Below are 19,291 nucleotides of genomic sequence, written 5' to 3' on the forward strand. Positions count from 1 at the left end.
CGCCGCGCTGACTTGGGTTCCTCGAAGAACTTTGACGCTTGTCGAGGGCTGGCAAGTGTTCAAAAGAGCCAGCAAGGCCTATAGCTGTTTCATACTGTTGCAGCCTGCACACAAGCCTGCGCCAACCCTGTGTTAATATCGCGCCCCTGTTCATTTTGTATGTGGGTTGCTCCATGAAGTTGTCCATGCCGCGATTCGATCAAGCCCCAGTCTTGGTGGTCGGCGATGTCATGCTCGACCGTTACTGGCATGGTGGAACCTCACGGATTTCCCCTGAGGCACCGGTTCCGGTCGTAAAAGTCGAGCAAATCGAAGACCGCCCGGGCGGTGCTGCCAACGTTGCCTTGAACATTGCCGCGCTGGGTGCGCCGGCGTCACTGGTCGGTGTGACCGGTGATGACGAAGCCGCCGACAGCCTGAGCAACAGTCTCAAGGGCGCGGGCGTGCGTGCCCTGTTCCAGCGTATTGCGCATCAGCCGACCATCGTCAAGCTGCGGGTCATGAGCCGGCACCAGCAATTGCTGCGTATCGACTTCGAAGAACCGTTTGCCACCGATGCGCTGGCCCTGGCCTCGCAGGTCGATGATCTGCTTGAAGGCATCAAGGTGCTGGTGCTGTCGGACTACGGCAAAGGTGCGCTGAAGAATCATCAGGCCCTGATTCAGGCGGCTCGTGCCAAAGGCATTCCGGTGCTGGCCGATCCCAAGGGCAAGGATTTTTCGATCTACCGTGGCGCCAGTCTGATCACGCCGAACCTCAGCGAATTCGAAGCCATCGTCGGCGGTTGCGCCGATGAGCACGAACTGGTGAGCAAGGGCGCAGCCCTGATGCACGACCTGGAGTTAGGTGCACTTCTGGTGACCCGTGGTGAGCACGGGATGACATTGTTGCGCCCTGATCATCCGGCGCTACACTTGCCGGCTCGCGCCCGTGAGGTGTTCGATGTGACCGGCGCTGGTGATACGGTGATTTCCACCCTGGCGGCGGCGATTGCTGCCGGTGAAGAGCTGCCTCACGCGGTCGCGCTGGCCAACCTGGCGGCGGGTATTGTCGTTGGCAAACTGGGTACGGCGGCGATCAGTGCGCCGGAGCTGCGCCGCGCGATTCAGCGCGAAGAAGGTTCCGAACGCGGTGTACTGGGTATTGAACAGTTGCTGCTGGCAGTCGACGACGCTCGGGCGCATAACGAGAAAATCGTCTTTACCAACGGGTGTTTCGATATTCTCCATGCGGGTCACGTGACTTATCTGGAGCAGGCGCGGGCTCAGGGCGATCGCCTGATCGTAGCAGTCAACGATGACGCCTCGGTCAGCCGGTTGAAAGGGCCTGGGCGACCGATCAACAGCGTTGACCGGCGCATGGCGGTACTCGCTGGTCTGGGCGCCGTCGACTGGGTTATCAGCTTCCCGGAAGGTACCCCGGAAAACCTGTTGCGCGAGGTCAAGCCGGACGTACTGGTCAAAGGTGGGGATTACGGAATCGACCAAGTGGTCGGTGCCGACATCGTGAGCGCTTACGGCGGCACCGTAAAAGTACTCGGGCTGGTGGAAAACAGTTCGACTACGGCGATTGTCGAAAAGATTCGCAGTCGTTGATGTGAAGAGTCATGAGTGTTTTGAACCGTGCGGGAGCGCACGTTGTCATGGGGATTCATTCGTTCCATCAAAGCTGGGGCCAAATACCGTTGCGCGCGCCAGCTTTTGTCACCCGGTAATTTAATTTATGAAAGTCATGCTCCTGGTTATGGACGAGCAGCGAGTCATTCTGGACCGGTTGTACGAAATCGTGCAGCAGAACTGCGATGAATGCGTCGTCTACCGTTTGAGCAAGCAGCAGCAGATGAACCTGGGACCGTTCCTGGCATCTGTGGAGTATCAGACTTTCGATCGTGTTGTGATTTTCACGCGAGTCAAACGCGTCGTGCGTCAGTTGCGGGTGCTCAAATGCATTCCCGGCCTGATCTTCCTCGAACACGACGCGTACCAGAACTACATGCCCCAGAGTAAGTACCGCGGCGTGTATTCACGGCTGTACAAGCGACTTCCCGCGTGCCGGGCGTTGGTGTCCGGGGCGGTGGTCGCCCGCAAGATGCAGGCAGAAGGCATTGATACGGTGTTTGTATCCAAGGGCTATGACGAGCAGATGCTGCGTAATACCGGCACCGAGCGCGACATTCCACTGGGTTTTCTCGGCAGTCTGAAAAGCACCGAGTACGCACTGCGCAAAGCACTGCTGGAATCGCTTTCGCAGCGCACCGGGTTGCTGGTGACACGCACCAATTCCGGCACTGAATACCTGGAAACGCTCAATCGCATCAGGATCTTCGTCAGTGCCGACATCGGCATGAATGAGTTCATGATCAAGAACTTCGAGGCAATGGCGTGCGGTTGTGTGCTGCTGGCGTGGAGTCAGGGAGAAGAGGACCGTCTGCTGGGCTTCGAGGACATGCACAACACGGTGTTCTATCGCAGCGAAGACGAGGCCGTGGAGAAGATCCGGCTCCTGCAAAGCAATCCGCAGCTCGCCGATCGCATTGCCCGCAATGGCCAGGCATTTGCCGAAGACCGCTACTCCTTTGCCCGTGTCGGGCGAACCCTCGCTACTGAAATCCAGCGCGAAATGCGTCCGTGGCAACCACCCTCGGCATTCTCGCGGCTATGGGTCAAGTTACGTTATGGGATGAAGGTGCCGGGTTAAATGATGGAGCATCAAGCGCCACGAACCGTTGCGCCCATGGCGCTGGATGCACTGCCAGGCGGCCATCAATCAGTGACTCAGGCATTGCCGCACGCCTTGATCGACTGTCTGCGTCGAGCACCACGGGTGCTACTTATTGCCAACAACCCAGCCATCACCCAGGCCGACGTCGACCGATTGGCCATCAACGCCGATGATGTGGTGGTCAGTTTCAATACCTGCGTCAAAGCGTCTTTGCTCAACCCGCAGAGCGTCAACCTGTTTGTTCATGGTTTCAATGCGCCGGACGCCTACTTCTTCGGGCTCCCTCCCGGCCCGGAGGTGCAGCGCCTGATCGAGCAGGGTGGACGGTGTTTCACCCTGCTGGTGGGCGCCACCGGGGCGATGTGTCCGATCCCGGGCGTTGCCCTTTTCTGGGAGCGTATTCCGCTGCCGCCCTTGTGGAATTATCCGGTGGAGCGTCCAGGCGGCAAGCGCTTTGTAGGGCCGTCCACGGGATTCAATGCGCTGGTGCTGCTGGACTGGTTGCGCGGGCAGGGCGATTACAACTACCAGCTCATGACGCTCGGTTTCTCCAACGAAGCGGGCAAACTGTGGAGCGGCCATGCCTGGGACTATGAGCGGCAATGGCTGCTGCAATCAGACGTGATCACCGTGCCGCTGTTGCCGCGTCCCTGGTGGCAGCGGTGGTTCCGCCGTCGCTAAACAATGCGACATTCGCAACGGGCTCGCGGTTGGTTTTACTTATAAAAGGTGTGGTCGAGTGTTGAACATTGCGGTGGCGTTTTTCGGGATTCCAAGGAACTCGGACATCTGTTTCCCTTCCATCGAGCAAAACGTTCTGGCGCAATTGCCAGCCGACTGCAATGTGCAGTGTTTCTACCATCTGTATCAGGTTGGCGAGGTCAGCAACGCAAGGTCCGGCGAGCAGGGTGAGCTTGCGGCTGACAACTATCGACCTTTCGAGTCGATGAAGGGCGGCATCACCGCCACCGACGGCGTGCTGGAGCGCTGGGATTTCGAACGGGTAAAAACCCTCGGCGACACTTGGAATGACGACTACGCCTCGCTGCGCAACCTGATTTATCAGCTCAATTCGCTGCACACCGTGACCACGATGATTGAGGCGTTCAACCCGGATTTCGTGGTGTTCGTGCGCCCGGACAATTTCTTTCACACGCCGTTGCCGGCCTACATGTTCAATCAGCCCGATGCCCGTCGACATAACGTCTACATACCTGATTGGCAGTGGTGGGGCGGGCTGAACGACCGCTTTGCCGTCTGTGGGCGCGACACTTACAGGGCATATGGCAAAAGAATCGAGCGCATTTTCGACTTCTGCAAGGAGACGGGCAGGAAGCTGCATTCCGAGCGCCTGCTCAAGTTTGCCATGCAGCGGGCAGATGCCAAGGTCTGCACGCTGCCGACCCAGGCGTCACGCGTGCGCATCAATGGTGCGTTTGCCGAGGAGTCGTTTTCGCCCAAGCGGGGCATGGGCAAACGCGAGAATCGCTACTTTCACTGGTTCGCCACGTTGCGCACGTTCATGGACCGTCGACGCTAAACGCTATTTGCTCTGGCGACGTTTGACCAGACCGACCAGCTTCAGTGCCTTGAGGCTCAATTGTCTGAGACTGGTGCGGGGTGCTTTTGGCGTCGCCAGCCCCTGCGCCACGAGCCAGTCCTTCCAGCGAATCCGCTCGTCCCGCACCAGCCAGCCATCCTGTCTGGCGAAGCTTTCGGCCAGATACAGACCGCGTGTGCCTGCCGGAGACAACTGACCTTTCTTCAAGGTATACAGCTCGGCCAGCGGTTCGCCGTCCTGCAACGGCATCAGGTACAGATCGGGGCGCTTGCGGTCGAGTCGCGCCACCAGTTGATCGCCTTCCAGTCGCTCATCGACGTGAAACAGGCTCAAGGATTTGACTTCCTTGGGCACCTCCAGGCGCAAGTCATAGATCAGTTGCAGCGATGCGGTCGGCAGATGCACGTAGGCCCGTGGCCGTTCGAGCAATTGCAGATTGGCGCAGCGCACCGGCCGCGCGGAACCGGAGTGTGGCGTCAGGCGAAATGGCAGGGCCTCGCGGTAATGCAGGGCGGACGAGTAGGGCGCGGGTAACCAGGTGTCGTTGAAGCGTCCGCCGAGCCAGCCTTCCGGGGTTTCCAGCAGACACTCTTCGGCGATTTCCTGAATCGCCGTGTGCAACGGGATGTTCAGTTCTTGAGCAGGCACGTAACCGGAAATCAGCTTGAGCACCACATCGCCACGATCCTGCCGACGCTGGCGCACCAGCACCCAGTAATCGCGATTCTGCCAATGCAGGGTCAGGCGCACCGAGACCCCGAGGTTGGCCAGCTCCACCGCGAAGCGCTCGGCATCCGCCACGCTCACCGGTTTGCGCCGTTGCAGGGTCTGGGCGAAATTCAGCGGCATGCCGACGCTCTGATACGTCAGGCCTTCGGGCGTGGCCTCGACGAACAGCGGCAGTGTCTTGAAGTTGCTCGGGTTCTTTCTGATGAGCGTGCGCGGCATGTCGGCTCCTGCTTAAGGCCGCGGGGCGGCGTCAGTGACCACGAAGGACCTGGGCAACGGTCGCAACGTTATGGGCGAGGTGCAGCGGATTGATCGTCCCGACAATAGCACTGGCAACGCCGGGCTGTTGGAACAACAACTCGAAGCTGGCGCGCACCGGATCCACGCCCGGACTCAGGCACACATGGCCGCTGGCCAGGGCTTTTTTCACCAGAATGGCTTTGCCGTGGGCAGCAGCATAGTCAATGACTGCCTTCTCGTTCTGTTCGTTCAGATTGTAGGTGACCATCGCGCAGTCCCCTTGCTCCAGCGCCTTGAGTCCACCCTCGACCGTTTTGCCGGAGAAGCCGAAGCCACGAATCTTGCCCTCGGCCTTGAGTGCGGCGAGGGTGGCGTAGACCTCTTCGTGCTCGAGGATGGCCATGTCGTTGCCGTCGGAGTGCACCAGCACCAGGTCGATAAAATCGGTTTCAAGACGTTGCAGGCTGCGCTCGACCGACATCCGCGTATGCGCCGCACTGAAGTCATGGCGCGACAGGCCGTCGGCAAACTCTTCGCCGACCTTGCTGACGATCACCCAGTCCTGCCGTTGGCCGCGCAACAGCGGGCCGAGGCGTTCTTCGCTGCGCCCGTAGGCCGGCGCGGTGTCGATCAGGTTGATGCCCAGCCCTTTGGCCTGATTGAGCAGCATGCGTGCCGCATCATCATCGGGGATCTGAAAGCCGTTGGGGTATTTCACACCCTGGTCGCGGCCAAGCTTGACCGTACCCAGGCCCAGCGGTGAAACCATCAGACCGGTGCTGCCCAGTGGGCGATGCAGTTCGTGCAGGGTAGGGACGCTCATGGCAACAATTGCTCCCAGGCCGGTACGCCCATCGGTGGTTTTGGCAATGCCGGCAACGGCTCGGTCGGTTGCGGCTGGATGCCGTCGCGCTGCAGCGAGGCAATAACGCGGTCGGCGAAGTCTGGCGCCAGTGCCAGTTTGGTCGGCCAGCCCACCAGCAGGCGACCCTGCTCGGCGAGGAAGGCGTTGTCCGGACGGCTCAAGCCAGTTTGCAGCGGCTCGGCGCGATCCACGCGCAAGGTCGCCCATTGCACCTGGCTCAGGTCGATCCATGGCAGCAACTGGCCGAGTTCTTTCTGCGCGGTGGCGATCTGCTCGGCCGGCTCGCGGGCCACGCCATCGCTTTCGGCAATGTCGCCGCCCAGATACCAGACCCAGTTGCCATCAGCGGCCGGGTGAGTGGTGACGGTGATGCGCGGCTTGGTGCCACCGCCCAGACAATGGGCGTACAGCGGCTTCAGGCTCGGGCCCTTGGCGATGATCATGTGCAGCGGCCGACGTTGCATCGCCGGTTGGCTCAGGCCCAGGTCTTCCAGCAATCGGGCAGTACCGGCACCGGCGCTGAGGACGATGCGCTGGGCGCGAATCTCGCGGCCGTCGACCTTCAGGCCGACCAGCACACCCGCTTCCAGCAGCGGTTCGATGGTTTGTCCGGCGAGCAGACCGTCACCGGCCAGATCGGCCAGGCGCTGAATCAGGCTTGGCACGTCGACCACCAACTCGGCGAGGCGGTAGACCTTGCCCTTGAAGCGTTTGTCTTGCAACGCGGGCGGCAGTTGCTCGCCCTTGACCTGATCGACCCGGCCACGCACGGCTTTACTGGCGAAGAAACTGGTGAGATTGCCGGCGAGGGTGCCGGGTGACCACAGGTAATGCGCTTCGGACAGCAGGCGCACGCCGGACAGATCCAGCTCGCCGTTGCCGGCCAGCGCTTCACGCCAGCGGCGCGGCATGTCGGCGATGGCTTCCGAGGCACCGGTCAGCGCACCGTGCAACGCATACTTGGCGCCGCCGTGGATGATGCCCTGGGACTTCACACTCTGCCCGCCGCCGAGGCTGGCGCTTTCCACCAGCACGGTCGAAAAACCCTGGCGGCGCAGACGCGCATTCAGCCAGAGGCCGGCGACACCAGCGCCGACAATCAGAACGTCGGTGGAAATAACGGATGGCATGCAGCGACCTCAGTGTTCAAGACGAGGGCGCAGTATACAGACTCGGGAAAGAGGGGGATTTGTCGATGATCAACAGGGCAGATGCAAAACCAAATGTGGGAGCGGGCTTGCTCGCGAATGCACTGTGTCAGTTAACAGAAATGTTGTCTGATAAACCGCATTCGCGAGCAAGCCCACTCCCACAGGGATGTGCGTTACTTCAAATCAGTGACCGGCAGTTTTCGAGAACAGCTGGATGACCACCACACCGAGCACGATCAACGCCATTCCGAGCATCGCCGGCACATCCAGCTTTTGCCCATAAATGAACAGCGCCGCGACGCTGACCATCACGATGCCCATACCGGCCCACACGGCGTAGGCAACACCCACCGGCACAGTGCGCACCACCAGAGTCAGCATCCAGAAAGCGATCCCGTAGCCGACAATGACCAAGATCAGCGGCAGCGGGGTGCTCAAGCCTTTGACCGCTTTCATCGAAACGGTGGCGATCACTTCGGCGCAGATGGCGATAGCCAGGAAGGCGTAGGCGTTCATGTGTAGATCCTCATGTAAAACGTTGCTTGCTGAGGCGGCATTCTAGTCGCTCGCCAGATGGGGTAAAGTCATTACCTATCTGTTTTAAAGATGGGCTGCAGCATGAATACCCAGTGGAATCTCGATCAACTGCGCGCCTTCGTCAGCGTCGCCGAGCAACGCTCGTTCTCCGCCGTGGCGCGCCAGCAGCGCAAGGCGCAGTCGGCGATCAGCAGCGCCATCGCCATGTTGGAGGACGATTTGGGTGTCAGCCTGTTCGAGCGTAGCAGTGGTCGCCAGCCCCGGCTCACCGAAGCGGGGGAAGCACTGCTCGAAGAGGCACGAGAGGTGTTGCGTCAATGCGCGCGTCTGAACGGTCGAGCGATGGCGATGATGCGCGGCCAGGAAGCGCAGTTGCGCGTGGCTCAGGATGAAGCGATGCCGTATCAGGCACTGGTGGAAAGCTTCGATGCGCTGGCCGAGCAATTTCCCAGTCTCGAAGTGCAACTGACCAGCGCCGCCCAGGGTGAAGTCGCCCGCAAACTGGTCGAGCGTCGCGCCGATCTGGGTCTGCTGTTCTATCACGATGAAATCCCCGAAGCACTGGAACGACGGGTATTGGGCCGGGTGGAAATGGTCACCGTCTGCGGCATCAATCATCCGCTGGCGACGCAGTCCTACGTCACCTGCCAGCAACTGGCGCAGCATCGGCAATTGCTGATGTCGACGCAAACCAGCGTCTACCCCGGCAACGAACCGGCCAGCCCGCAAGTGTGGCGCGCCGACAGTTTCTACGTAATGGCCGAATGGCTGGTGCGCGATCTCGGTTGGGCGTGGCTGCCCCGGCATGTGGTGCAGTACTCGGCCTATCAGGGTTTGATGGTTGAACTGGACAGCGAATGGACCCCGCCGGCCTTGGTGGTGGAACTGGTCTGGCGCCGGGATGAACCCCTGGGGCCTGCGGCGCGCTGGCTGGCCGAACGTTTTGCCGTGCACTTGCGGGCGATTGGCGACAAAAGTCGATAAACTCCGCCGCCATGAATAGAACTCTCTACACCGCGCTGTTTTACCTGGGGCTGCCATTGGTGGCGATTCGGCTGTGGCTGCGCTCGCGCAAGGCCCCGGCGTATGCCAAACGGATTGGCGAGCGCTTCTCCTATGGGATGCCACCACTGCAACCCGGCGGGATCTGGGTGCACGCAGTGTCGGTGGGCGAAAGCATCGCCGCTGCGCCGATGATTCGCGCCTTGATGCAACGTTATCCACAGCTGCCGATCACCGTGACCTGCATGACGCCGACCGGATCGGAACGGATTCAGGCACTGTTCGCCAACGAACCGCGCATCCAGCATTGCTATCTGCCCTATGACTTGCCGTGCGCAGCGGCGCGTTTTCTTGATCACGCCAAACCGAAACTGGCGGTGATCATGGAAACCGAACTGTGGCCCAACCACATCCATCAGTGCGCCAAACGCGGGATTCCAGTGGCATTGGCCAACGGGCGATTGTCCGAGCGCTCGGCCAAAGGTTATGGCCGCTTCAGCAAACTGACCGCGCCGATGCTCGCTGAAATGAGTTTTTTTGCGGTGCAGACCGAAGCCGAAGCCCAACGGTTCCGGGATCTGGGCGCGCGCCCGCAGACGGTTGAAGTCACCGGTTCGATCAAGTTCGATCTGACCATCGACCCGCAACTGCTGCAACGTGCCGCTGAGCTGCGCGGACAGTGGCAAGCGCTGGAGCGCCCGGTATGGATCGCCGCCAGCACCCACGAAGGCGAAGACGAGGTCGTGCTCGACGCCCATCGTCGGCTGCTGGCGAACTACCCGAATGCGCTGCTGATTCTGGTGCCGCGCCATCCCGAGCGTTTCAACTCGGTGTTCGAGCTGTGCCAGCGTGAAGGCTTTGCCACGGTGCGCCGTTCGAGTGGTGCCAATGTCGAGGCGAACACTTCAGTGCTGCTCGGCGACACCATGGGCGAGTTGCTGTTTCTCTACGCGTTGGCTGACAGCGCTTTCGTTGGCGGCAGCCTGGTGCCGAACGGTGGGCACAATCTGCTGGAGCCGGCGGCACTGGCCAAACCGGTGATCAGTGGCCCGCACCTGTTCAACTTCCTCGACATCGCCGCGCAATTGCGCGAAGCCGGGGCGTTGGCCGAAGTGGATGACGCCGAAGGGCTGGCGGTGGCAGTGCAGCGCCTGTTCGAATTGCCCCGCGATGCGCAACGCATGGCCGAGGCCGGGCTGGCGGTGATGCGCCGTAATCAGGGAGCGTTGCAGCGGTTGCTGGATGGGCTGGGCAGGTTGATTCGCTGATTCGCACTCAACCCCTGTGGCGAGGGAGCTTGCTCCCGTTGGGCAGCCCAGCTGCCCCAAGACCTGATACATCGAGTTGCCAGGTTTACGACTGCTGCGCAGCCGAGCGGGAGCAAGCTCCCTCGCCACAGGTATCTTGTTTGCTGTTTACGGGCGCGCCTTGAGCTGTGCTTCGGCTGCCTTGGCCAGATCCGGCGGGAGGAAGTCCTTGTCCGGGTTGTAGTCGGGCTTCAGATAGCGCGCCAGGTCCTGCAAGTCACCCGGATTCAACGTTCCCGCTGCCTGCTTCAAACGCAGGTTGTCGAGGATGTAGTCGTAGCGGGTGTTGTTGTAGTTGCGCACCGAGGTGTACAGCTGACGCTGCGCATCGAGCACGTCGACGATGTTGCGCGTACCGACCTGATAACCGATTTCCGTGGCTTCCACCGCACTCTGGTTGGAGATGATCGACTGGCGGCGCGCCTGCACCTGCTCGACATCCGTGTTCACCGCGCGATGCAGGTTGCGGGTGTTTTCCACCACTTGCCGGCGCAGGGATTCGCGCTGTTGCTCACTCTGATCCAGCTGCGCATAGGACTGGCGCACTTGCGAGCTGGTCAGCCCGCCGCTGTAGATCGGAATGTTCAGTTGCAGGGCCAGGGTGCTTTGCTCGACGTTGCCACCGTACGGAGTACCGAAGGCGTTCGGGTTGGCGAAGCCGAGGGCGTCGTTGTCACCCTTTTCGTATTTGGCCACGGCATCGAGGGTCGGCAGGTGACCGGCCTTGCGCTGTTTGAGGGTCTGTTCGGCGGAGCTGACCGCAAAGTTGCTCGCCAGCAGATTGAGGTTCTGTTTGCCTGCGGTGTCGACCCAGGCCTTGGCGTCGTTTGGCGTCGGCGGCAGGATCGGCAGCGTGTGAACGATGCCCTGAATCGAGTTGTACTGGCGGTTGGTCAGAGTGATCAGCGCTTCAAACGCATCATCCACCTGACGCTGCGCAACGATGCGGTTGGCGCGCGCGGTGTCGTAGCTGGCCTGCGATTGCAGCACGTCGGTCTTGTCCGACAGGCCGACGTCGAAGCGTTCGTTGGACTGATCGAGCTGACGCTTGAACGCGGCTTCTTCAGCCTTGGTCGAAGCCAGGTTGTCCTGACTGCGCAGCACGTTGAAGTAGCTTTCCGCCGATTGCAGGATCAGGTTCTGCTCGGTGGCCGAGAGTTGCAGGGCGGCCTGTTCGTTGACGTCCTTGGCGGCCTGGTACTGGAACCAACGATCAGCGCGGAACAATGGCTGGGCCAGGGTCGCCTGATAGGAATGCGCGCTGCGATTGGCAATGGCCGAAGGCTGGTCGATCGAGGTGCGCACGTCCGCCACTTCGGCGCCACCAGACAAGTTGGGCAGCAAGCCGGCGCGGGCCTGTGGCACCACTTCTTTCTGTGCACCGTACTGGGCGCGGGCGGCGGCCAGATCGGCGTTGTTGTCGACCGCTTCCTGATAGACGCTGACCAGATCGGTCTTGGTCGACAAGGGCGCTTCTGCTGCCCAGGCCATTGCGTTGGACGCACAAGACACGGCAAGAGCCAGTGAAAGTTTGCGCAGCATGAGGCGATCCCTAGCAAAAATATTATGAAAATAATGTGCGCGCCAAGGCTACGGCGCGGCCCCGGCAGCGTCAAGGCGCGCAAGGCACAGCGAGTGTAGTTGTGCAAACGTGCGGCAACAATCCTGCAAGTCCCGCTAATTACGCCATTCATCAAGGTGTTTGCTGCGGTGTTGGCGTTCTTTGCCGGTTGTGTCTAGACTGGCCGGGTTCTTGTCGGGGTGCCTTGCTATGAGGCTGAGATCGAATAATTTCGGATCCCGTTGAACCTGATCAGGTTAGCGCCTGCGTAGGGAACAAGATTTCTCGTCACCCGGCGAGTCCTCTTGTGCTTCGTCCGGGAAATTGTTCGACAATCGAACGCTCGACGACGATGCACAGCACCAGTCCTGGTGCGTCCGTGCCTTTCAGGTTCTGCTCCGACAATCCACTGCTGGATGCTGTCTGGAGAGCCCGTGATGACGACAAAATCAAAAAACGCGATCAACCTGAGTGACTCGGCCAAGGTCGATGAACAGTCCGTTCAACCCTTCACTCGTTCGCAGAAAGTCTACGTTCAGGGCTCGCGCCCGGACATCCGCGTGCCGATGCGCGAAATCACCCTGGATGTGACCCCGACTGACTTCGGCGGCGAAATCAACGCGCCGGTCACCGTGTATGACACCTCGGGCCCGTACACCGATCCGAACGTGGTGATCGATGTGCGCAAAGGTCTGGGCGACGTGCGTTCGGCGTGGATCGACGACCGTGGCGACACCGAGCGTCTGCCAGGCTTGAGCTCGAACTTCGGTCAGGAGCGTCTCGCTGACCCGGAGCTGACCAAACTGCGTTTCGCTCACGTCAACAACCCGCGCCGGGCCAAGGCCGGGGCCAACGTCAGCCAGATGCACTACGCGCGCAAAGGCATCATCACCGCCGAGATGGAATACGTCGCCATCCGCGAAAACATGAAGCTGCAAGAGGCCCGCGCCGCCGGCCTGTTGACCCAGCAACACGCCGGTCACAGCTTCGGTGCGAGCATCCCGAAAGAAATCACCGCTGAATTCGTCCGTGAAGAAATCGCCCGTGGCCGCGCGATCATTCCGGCCAACATCAACCACGTCGAACTGGAACCGATGATCATCGGCCGTAACTTCCTGGTGAAGATCAACGGCAACATCGGCAACAGCGCCCTGGGTTCGTCCATCGAAGAAGAAGTGGCGAAACTGACGTGGGGCATTCGCTGGGGTTCGGACACGGTGATGGACCTGTCCACCGGCAAACACATTCACGAAACCCGCGAGTGGATCATCCGCAACTCGCCGGTGCCGATCGGTACCGTGCCGATCTATCAGGCGCTGGAGAAGGTCAACGGCGTCGCTGAAGACCTGACCTGGGAGCTGTTCCGCGACACGCTGATCGAACAGGCCGAGCAGGGCGTCGACTACTTCACCATCCACGCCGGCGTGCTGTTGCGCTACGTGCCGCTGACCGCCAAGCGTGTGACCGGCATCGTTTCCCGTGGTGGTTCGATCATGGCCAAGTGGTGCCTGGCGCACCACAAAGAGAACTTCCTCTACACCCACTTCGACGAAATCTGCGAAATCATGAAGGCCTACGACGTCAGCTTCTCGCTGGGTGATGGTCTGCGTCCGGGCTCGATTGCCGACGCCAATGACGAAGCGCAATTCGGCGAACTGGAGACCCTCGGCGAGCTGACCAAGATCGCCTGGAAACACGACGTGCAGTGCATGATCGAAGGCCCTGGCCACGTGCCGATGCAGTTGATCAAAGAGAACATGGACAAGCAGCTGGAGTGCTGCGACGAGGCGCCGTTCTACACCCTCGGCCCGCTGACCACCGACATCGCTCCGGGTTACGACCACATCACCTCGGGTATCGGTGCGGCGATGATCGGCTGGTTCGGTTGCGCCATGCTCTGCTACGTGACGCCGAAGGAACACCTCGGCCTGCCGAACAAGGATGACGTGAAAACCGGGATCATCACCTACAAGATCGCCGCCCATGCCGCCGACCTTGCCAAGGGTCACCCGGGCGCGCAGATTCGTGACAACGCCTTGAGCAAGGCGCGTTTCGAATTCCGTTGGGAAGACCAGTTCAACCTCGGTCTGGACCCGGACACTGCCCGTTCGTATCACGATGAAACCCTGCCGAAGGACTCGGCCAAGGTCGCGCACTTCTGTTCGATGTGCGGGCCGAAATTCTGCTCGATGAAGATCACTCAGGAAGTCCGCGAATACGCGGCCAACCAGCGGATCGACGCGGTCGACGTGGATGTCGCCCAAGGCCTCGCGGAACAGGCCGAGCGGTTCAAGAAGGAAGGCAGTCAGCTGTACAAGAAGGTTTGATCTGACCTGAAGGGCTCTGGGATGACCGGAGCCTCTGTGGCGAGGGAGCTTGCTCCCGCCCGGCTGCGAAGCAGTCGTAAATCCGGCCAACGCGTTCTGATTGAAAGAACGCGTTGGCCGGTTTTGGGTCTGCTGCGCAGACCAGCGGGAGCAAGCTCCCTCGCCACAGGAATGGTGTGTGATCAAAAAAACAACAAATGTCCCTCTGAGATAACACCCTTGAGCATTCAACCCAGCACTTATTCCCCCGACCTCGCCGTACCCGCCGACAAGCGGGTATTCGGCGGTCGCGATCTGTTTTCCCTGTGGTTTTCCCTCGGCATCGGCCTGATGGTGTTGCAGACCGGTGCCTTGCTGGCGCCCGGTCTGGGCCTGTCCGGTTCGTTGCTGGCGATTTTTCTCGGCACCCTGGTCGGCGTGCTATTGCTGGCAGCAGTCGGCGTGATCGGCAGCGACACCGGCCTGTCGTCGATGGCCGCGCTGAAACTCAGCCTCGGCAGCAAAGGCGCGGGCCTGCCGGCGCTGCTCAACCTGCTGCAACTGATCGGTTGGGGCTCGTTCGAAATCATCGTCATGCGTGATGCGGCCAGCCTGCTCGGTACCCGTGCGTTCAGCGAAGGTTCGCTGTGGGCCAGCCCGATGCTCTGGACCTTGTGCTTTGGTGCGCTGGCGACCCTGCTCGCCGTCAGCGGGCCGCTGACGTTCGTGCGCAAGATCCTGCGCAAATGGGGCATCTGGCTGATCCTCGCGGCCTGCATCTGGCTGACCTGGAACCTGTTTGCCAAGGCCGATCTGGCTGCGCTTTGGGCGCGTACCGGGGACGGTTCGATGCCCTTCGCCGTGGGCTTCGACATTGCCATCGCGATGCCGCTGTCGTGGCTGCCGCTGATCGCCGATTACTCGCGTTTCGGCAAGCGCGCGAAGAACGTATTTGGCGGCACCGCCATCGGTTTCTTCATCGGCAATTTCTGGTTGATGAGCCTCGGCGTGGCCTACACCCTGGCGTTCGCGCCGAGCGGTGAAGTCAACGCGTTGCTGTTGGCTTTGGCCGGTGCTGGCCTGGGGATTCCGCTGTTGCTGATTCTGTTGGACGAGTCGGAAAACGCCTTCGCCGACATTCACTCGGCGGCGGTGTCGAGCGGGATTCTGTTGCGCTTGAAAGTCGAGCATCTGGCCTTGGCCATCGGCGTGCTCTGCACCCTGATCGCGCTGCTGGCGCCACTGGCGCAGTACCAGAACTTCCTGCTGCTGATCGGCTCGGTGTTCGCGCCGTTGTTCGGCGTGGTGCTGGTCGATCACTTCATCCTGCGCAAGCGCCGGGGCCAGGTCGCTGCGGCCGCGTTGCGCTGGCCGGCGCTGTTGGCGTGGCTGGGCGGTATCAGCACCTACCACTTGCTGGCGAATCTGTATCCGGATGTCGGCGCGACCCTGCCGGCGCTGGTGCTGGCAGGGCTGCTACAGCTGGTGCTCGGCCGAGCCTTCAGCTACGGCCCGGAAACAGCTCGGGTTTGAGAATGCCGTTCAGGCGCGCGTAAGGGATCGTCATTTCGATCAGGCCCAGCGCGTAAGGCGCGATGGTGCTCACGTTGTACTTGAGCACCACGCCGCCGGTTGTCAGGGCCACGTTCGGGGTTTTCACGAATGGCCAATTCTTCACGAACTCCGGTTCCTGATCGAGCCTGGTGTTGATCAGCCAGCTGTTGTGCACCACCTGTGCGGCTTTCCAGAACATTTCTTCCTGACCCGGCAGCAACATGTCCGACAGGCTCAGCACTTTGTGCTGCTGACGCGAATAGTTGATGAAGCCGCGCCCCGGTGTGTCATGAGCGCCACCGGTGTCGAGGTAGCTCGACAACTCGATGATCACCAAGCCGTCATGCTGCTCACGTACCTTGGCCTGCAAATAGCTGCCGTAGTGTGGGTCGGCGGTGCGCAGGAACTGATCACGATAGGCGGCCAGCGTTGGTGCCACCGGCGCATTTGGCTCGCTGCGAGTCATTTGCAGCAGACGCTTTTCAATGATGCCATCCAGTGCCGGCTCAGCCGGGAAGCGCAGGGTATCGATGTTTACCAGTGGGCAGTCCGGGCCGGAACAGCCGGGTTTCAGGGTTTCCGACGCATCGCGGGTGGTTTCCAGCGGCGTGCGGTAGCTGGGCTGGAACAGGCTCGAGCATGCGCCAAGAGTCAGGGCGATGGCGGCCACGGAGGCAATTTTGAAGAGCGACATGGGCGTCCTTTGTGAAACAGAGGAAGGCAAAAAGTTATCCGCTTCGACTCTCGTCGAGGCAGTCAGTTCGCCACTAAGCTAATTAGAGTGGGTTTCGCCTCCACCGTCCATCCCGCTGACGGTAAAGGGGCTGCATCAATCATCGCGGGCGCGTTAGGATGGCGCGAAGTCGAGGTTGCCGGTCACCCAAAGCAACCTCGAATCGGATTTGCAGTAGAGAGGATGCTCATGACTGATTTTGCCAACGCCACTCCGGCCACCGTCGATGTTGTAAAGCGCGAGCGCTGCTACGAGGGCTTCTACAAGCTCGACCGTTTGCACCTGCGCCATGAGCTGTTCGCCGGCGGCATGAGCCGCGAGATCAACCGCGAAGTCTTCGTGCGTCACGATGCCGTGTGCCTGCTGCCCTACGATCCGCAGCGCGATGAAGTTGTGCTGCTCGAGCAGTTTCGCGTCGGCGCCATGGGCAAGACCGACAACCCGTGGCTGGTCGAACTGGTCGCCGGTCTGATCGACAAGGCTGAAGTGCCGGAAGAAGTTGCTCACCGCGAGGCGCAGGAGGAAGCTGGACTGGACATCAAGTCCTTGTGGCCGATGACCAAGTATTTTCCGTCGCCGGGCGGCAGCAATGAATTCGTGCATTTGTACCTGGGGCACTGCAGCACCGACGGCGTAGGCGGCCTGCATGGGCTGGAGGAAGAAGCAGAAGATATCCGCGTCACGGTCTGGGCGTTCGAAGATGCCTTGCAGGCCGTCCGTGACGGACGTATTGCCAACGCGGCGAGCATCATCGCCTTGCAATGGCTGGCGCTGAACCGCGCCGAAGTGAGGGGGTTATGGTCGTAAACAAGCTGCGCGATCGTTATCGAGTCGACCTCGCGGGGCTGCAAGCCGCCTGCGAGGCCAACTACGCGCGCCTGATGCGACTGGTGCCGGACATGCGCAACGAACCCGAGGCGCGGCGCATCGCCGTGACCCAGGGCGAGCAGATGCTCGGCGTGCTGGCCCTCGAAGTGCTGCAGACCTGTCCGTACACCACCACCTTGCAGGTGCGTCAGGAACACAGTCTGCCGTGGCTGCCGGTGCCGCAGCTGGAAGTGCAGGTCTACCACGACGCACGCATGGCCGAGGTCATCAGCGCCGAACATGCACGACGCTTTCGCGGCATCTATCCTTACCCGAACGCCGCGATGCATCAGCCGGATGAAAAGGCCCAGCTCAATCTGTTCCTGGGGGAATGGCTGAGCCATTGTCTGGCCCTGGGGCACGAGTACGAAGTCGTACGCTAGTTGTGAACTGCGTCCGGTTCGTCGGTTTCCTCTTTGTGTCATCCCCCAGCATAATTGCGCCACTCAACCGATTCCGTGCTTTTGCCCTGGGAGAACGCCTTGCCGAGCGTATCCACATTGACCACCGCCGATCCGGCGTTGCTGGTGCAGTTATCCGACAGTCATCTGTTCGCCGAGGCGGACGGCACGCTGCTGGGCATGAATACCCGCGAGAGCCTGCAGAAGGTCATCGAACAGGTGCTCAGGCAGCAACCGCGGATCGACCTGATTCTGGCCACCGGGGATATTTCCCAGGACGGCACGCTGGAGTCATATCAACAGTTTCGCCAGATGACCGCGCAGATCGATGCGCCGGCACGCTGGATTCCCGGCAATCACGATGAGCCGCGAATCATGGCCGAGGCCGCGGAGCAAAGCGCATTGCTGGAATCGGTGGTGGACATCGGTAACTGGCGGGTGACCTTGCTCGATTCGGCGGTACCGGGTTCTGTGCCGGGTTATCTGCAGGACGATCAGTTGCAGTTGCTCGCACGTTCGCTGAGCGAAGCCCCGCAGCGCCATCATCTGGTGTGTTTCCACCATCATCCGGTGCCGATCGGTTGCGCGTGGGCGGAGCCGATCGGCTTGCGTAACCCGGAAGCGTTTTTCGCGGTGCTGGATCGTTTTCCGCAGGCCCGCGCAGTGCTCTGGGGGCATGTGCATCAGGAATTCGACCGCGAGCGCAACGGCGTTCGGCTGATGGCCTCGCCTTCGACCTGCATTCAGTTCGAACCGGGGAGTGAAGACTTCAAGGTGGGCGAGCAGGCGCCGGGATATCGCTGGTTGCGGCTGTTGCCGGATGGACGGCTGGAAACCGGCGTCGAGCGCGTTACCGACTTCGAATTCACCGTCGATTACGGCTCCGAAGGCTACTGATTTCGATCAAGAGCCCCTCACCCCAGCCCTCTCCCGGAGGGAGAGGGAGCTGACCGAGGTGTCTGGCGTTATCCATCGACCTGAAAGAATGTGTCGATTATGGATTCGCTGAAACTCGCTCAAGTCGGTGTAGCTCTTGAATATCCCCCATTCAGTCCCCTCTCCCTCCGGGAGAGGGCTAGGGTGAGGGGCTTTCTCCCTGTAAACTCCGCTATCTTTCGCCGACACCCAGGGAGCTCAAATGTCCGGTTCGATCCTCTATATCCACGGTTTCAACAGCGCCCCGGCTTCGAAAAAGGCCTGTCAGCTGGTCGAGGTAATGGAGCGGCTGGGTTTGAGCGACCAATTGCGTGTCCCGGCGCTGCATCACCACCCGCGTGAAGCCATCGGTCAGTTGCAGCAGGCGATTGCCGAGCTGGGCCGGCCGTTGCTGGTGGGAAGCTCGCTCGGCGGCTACTATGCGACTCACCTGGCTGAGCGCCACGGCTTGAAAGCCCTGCTGGTCAACCCGGCGGTCAGCCCGCACCGGATGTTCGACGGATACCTGGGCACGCAGAAAAACCTGTATACCGATGAGACCTGGGAATTGACCCGCGACCATGTGACGGCCCTGGCCGAGCTGGAAGTGCCGGCGCCCGTGGATGCACAGCGTTATCAGGTGTGGTTGCAGACCGGCGATGAAACACTGGATTATCGCCTCGCCCAGCAGTATTACCGGGCCTGTGCTCTGCGCATTCAGGCCGGCGGCGACCATGGTTTCCAGGGTTTTGCCGGGCAATTGCCGGCGTTGCTGAGTTTTGCCGGCATTGGCGCCGATTTGTATCAGGCAATCGATTTCACCGCACTGTGAAGTCTTGCC

General features: G+C 61.0%; 18 protein-coding genes and 1 riboswitch. Of the genes, 12 read left to right on the forward strand and 6 right to left on the reverse strand.

The annotated features are described in order from the left end of the window. The first annotated feature begins 173 nt into the window (after positions 1–173). The 4 genes from hldE (at position 174) to M0814_RS14470 (ending at position 4,261) form a co-directional block, all read left to right on the forward strand. Positions 174–1,595: a bifunctional D-glycero-beta-D-manno-heptose-7-phosphate kinase/D-glycero-beta-D-manno-heptose 1-phosphate adenylyltransferase HldE gene (gene hldE, locus M0814_RS14455; RefSeq protein WP_103485537.1), complete on the forward strand. Its 1,422-nt coding sequence runs from the start codon at positions 174–176 to the stop codon at positions 1,593–1,595. A gap of 127 nt (positions 1,596–1,722) precedes the next feature. Continuing rightward, positions 1,723–2,697 carry a glycosyltransferase gene (locus M0814_RS14460; RefSeq protein WP_103485536.1) on the forward strand — a complete coding sequence of 325 codons (975 nt, stop codon included), beginning with the start codon at positions 1,723–1,725 and terminating at the stop codon, positions 2,695–2,697. Positions 2,698–2,700: 3 nt separating this feature from the next. Beyond that, a complete protein-coding gene (locus M0814_RS14465; protein ID WP_103485594.1) occupies positions 2,701–3,402 on the forward strand; it encodes a hypothetical protein in 702 nt (233 codons plus the stop codon). Between the two features lie 58 nt (positions 3,403–3,460). After that, positions 3,461–4,261 carry a hypothetical protein gene (locus M0814_RS14470; protein WP_103485535.1) on the forward strand — a complete coding sequence of 267 codons (801 nt, stop codon included), beginning with the start codon at positions 3,461–3,463 and terminating at the stop codon, positions 4,259–4,261. A 3-nt stretch (positions 4,262–4,264) separates the two neighbouring features. On the opposite strand, the gene M0814_RS14475 is transcribed toward M0814_RS14470, so the two are convergent. From M0814_RS14475 to M0814_RS14490, 4 genes are all read right to left on the reverse strand, one after another. Continuing rightward, positions 4,265–5,230, reverse strand: coding sequence for a metal ABC transporter ATPase (locus M0814_RS14475; protein ID WP_103485534.1), 966 nt, complete (start codon positions 5,228–5,230; stop codon positions 4,265–4,267). A gap of 31 nt (positions 5,231–5,261) precedes the next feature. Beyond that, positions 5,262–6,074, reverse strand: a complete 813-nt coding sequence (locus M0814_RS14480; protein WP_103485533.1) for an aldo/keto reductase — start codon at positions 6,072–6,074, stop codon at positions 5,262–5,264. Next, positions 6,071–7,246 (reverse strand): FAD-dependent oxidoreductase, encoded by a 1,176-nt coding sequence (locus M0814_RS14485; RefSeq protein ID WP_003221048.1) that lies wholly within the window; start codon positions 7,244–7,246, stop codon positions 6,071–6,073. The genes M0814_RS14480 and M0814_RS14485 overlap by 4 nt, the downstream gene beginning before the upstream one ends. A gap of 204 nt (positions 7,247–7,450) precedes the next feature. After that, positions 7,451–7,783, reverse strand: coding sequence for a multidrug efflux SMR transporter (locus tag M0814_RS14490; protein ID WP_003221050.1), 333 nt, complete (start codon positions 7,781–7,783; stop codon positions 7,451–7,453). Between the two features lie 102 nt (positions 7,784–7,885). Between M0814_RS14490 and M0814_RS14495 the strand changes: the two genes are divergently transcribed. Together M0814_RS14495 and waaA are read left to right on the forward strand one after the other, a co-directional pair. Next, positions 7,886–8,788, forward strand: coding sequence for a LysR family transcriptional regulator (locus M0814_RS14495; RefSeq protein ID WP_045122268.1), 903 nt, complete (start codon positions 7,886–7,888; stop codon positions 8,786–8,788). An 11-nt stretch (positions 8,789–8,799) separates the two neighbouring features. Further along, a complete protein-coding gene (waaA, locus tag M0814_RS14500; protein WP_103485532.1) occupies positions 8,800–10,074 on the forward strand; it encodes a lipid IV(A) 3-deoxy-D-manno-octulosonic acid transferase in 1,275 nt (424 codons plus the stop codon). Between the two features lie 147 nt (positions 10,075–10,221). Here waaA and M0814_RS14505 read toward each other — a convergent pair whose 3' ends face one another. Next, the gene (locus M0814_RS14505) at positions 10,222–11,655 is read right to left on the reverse strand and encodes a TolC family outer membrane protein (RefSeq protein ID WP_003221054.1); all 1,434 of its coding nucleotides are present in this window, start codon (positions 11,653–11,655) and stop codon (positions 10,222–10,224) included. Positions 11,656–11,860: 205 nt separating this feature from the next. Beyond that, positions 11,861–11,966, forward strand: a riboswitch (TPP riboswitch). A gap of 145 nt (positions 11,967–12,111) precedes the next feature. On the opposite strand from M0814_RS14505, the gene thiC reads away from it, so the two are divergent. After that, positions 12,112–14,001 carry a phosphomethylpyrimidine synthase ThiC gene (gene thiC, locus M0814_RS14510; protein WP_003221055.1) on the forward strand — a complete coding sequence of 630 codons (1,890 nt, stop codon included), beginning with the start codon at positions 12,112–12,114 and terminating at the stop codon, positions 13,999–14,001. A 219-nt stretch (positions 14,002–14,220) separates the two neighbouring features. Further along, positions 14,221–15,513: a putative hydroxymethylpyrimidine transporter CytX gene (cytX, locus tag M0814_RS14515; protein WP_103485531.1), complete on the forward strand. Its 1,293-nt coding sequence runs from the start codon at positions 14,221–14,223 to the stop codon at positions 15,511–15,513. On the opposite strand, the gene M0814_RS14520 is transcribed toward cytX, so the two are convergent. Continuing rightward, the gene (locus tag M0814_RS14520) at positions 15,482–16,228 is read right to left on the reverse strand and encodes an RsiV family protein (RefSeq protein ID WP_003221058.1); all 747 of its coding nucleotides are present in this window, start codon (positions 16,226–16,228) and stop codon (positions 15,482–15,484) included. The genes cytX and M0814_RS14520 overlap by 32 nt on opposite strands. A 228-nt stretch (positions 16,229–16,456) precedes the next feature. Between M0814_RS14520 and M0814_RS14525 the strand changes: the two genes are divergently transcribed. The 4 genes from M0814_RS14525 (at position 16,457) to M0814_RS14540 (ending at position 19,282) form a co-directional block, all read left to right on the forward strand. Beyond that, the gene (locus tag M0814_RS14525; protein ID WP_103485530.1) at positions 16,457–17,074 is read left to right on the forward strand and encodes an NUDIX domain-containing protein; all 618 of its coding nucleotides are present in this window, start codon (positions 16,457–16,459) and stop codon (positions 17,072–17,074) included. Further along, positions 17,065–17,517 carry a DUF1249 domain-containing protein gene (locus M0814_RS14530; RefSeq protein ID WP_003221062.1) on the forward strand — a complete coding sequence of 151 codons (453 nt, stop codon included), beginning with the start codon at positions 17,065–17,067 and terminating at the stop codon, positions 17,515–17,517. Before M0814_RS14525 ends, M0814_RS14530 begins: the two co-directional genes overlap by 10 nt. A gap of 99 nt (positions 17,518–17,616) precedes the next feature. Then, positions 17,617–18,432: a 3',5'-cyclic-AMP phosphodiesterase gene (gene cpdA, locus M0814_RS14535; protein WP_103485529.1), complete on the forward strand. Its 816-nt coding sequence runs from the start codon at positions 17,617–17,619 to the stop codon at positions 18,430–18,432. Positions 18,433–18,673: 241 nt separating this feature from the next. Continuing rightward, on the forward strand, positions 18,674–19,282 hold the full coding sequence (locus M0814_RS14540) for a YqiA/YcfP family alpha/beta fold hydrolase (RefSeq protein ID WP_003221066.1): 609 nt from the start codon (positions 18,674–18,676) through the stop codon (positions 19,280–19,282). The last annotated feature ends 9 nt before the right edge of the window (positions 19,283–19,291 follow it).

Source organism: Pseudomonas sp. MWU12-2020 (genome assembly GCF_023100605.1).
Classification (GTDB): domain Bacteria; phylum Pseudomonadota; class Gammaproteobacteria; order Pseudomonadales; family Pseudomonadaceae; genus Aquipseudomonas; species Aquipseudomonas fluorescens_H.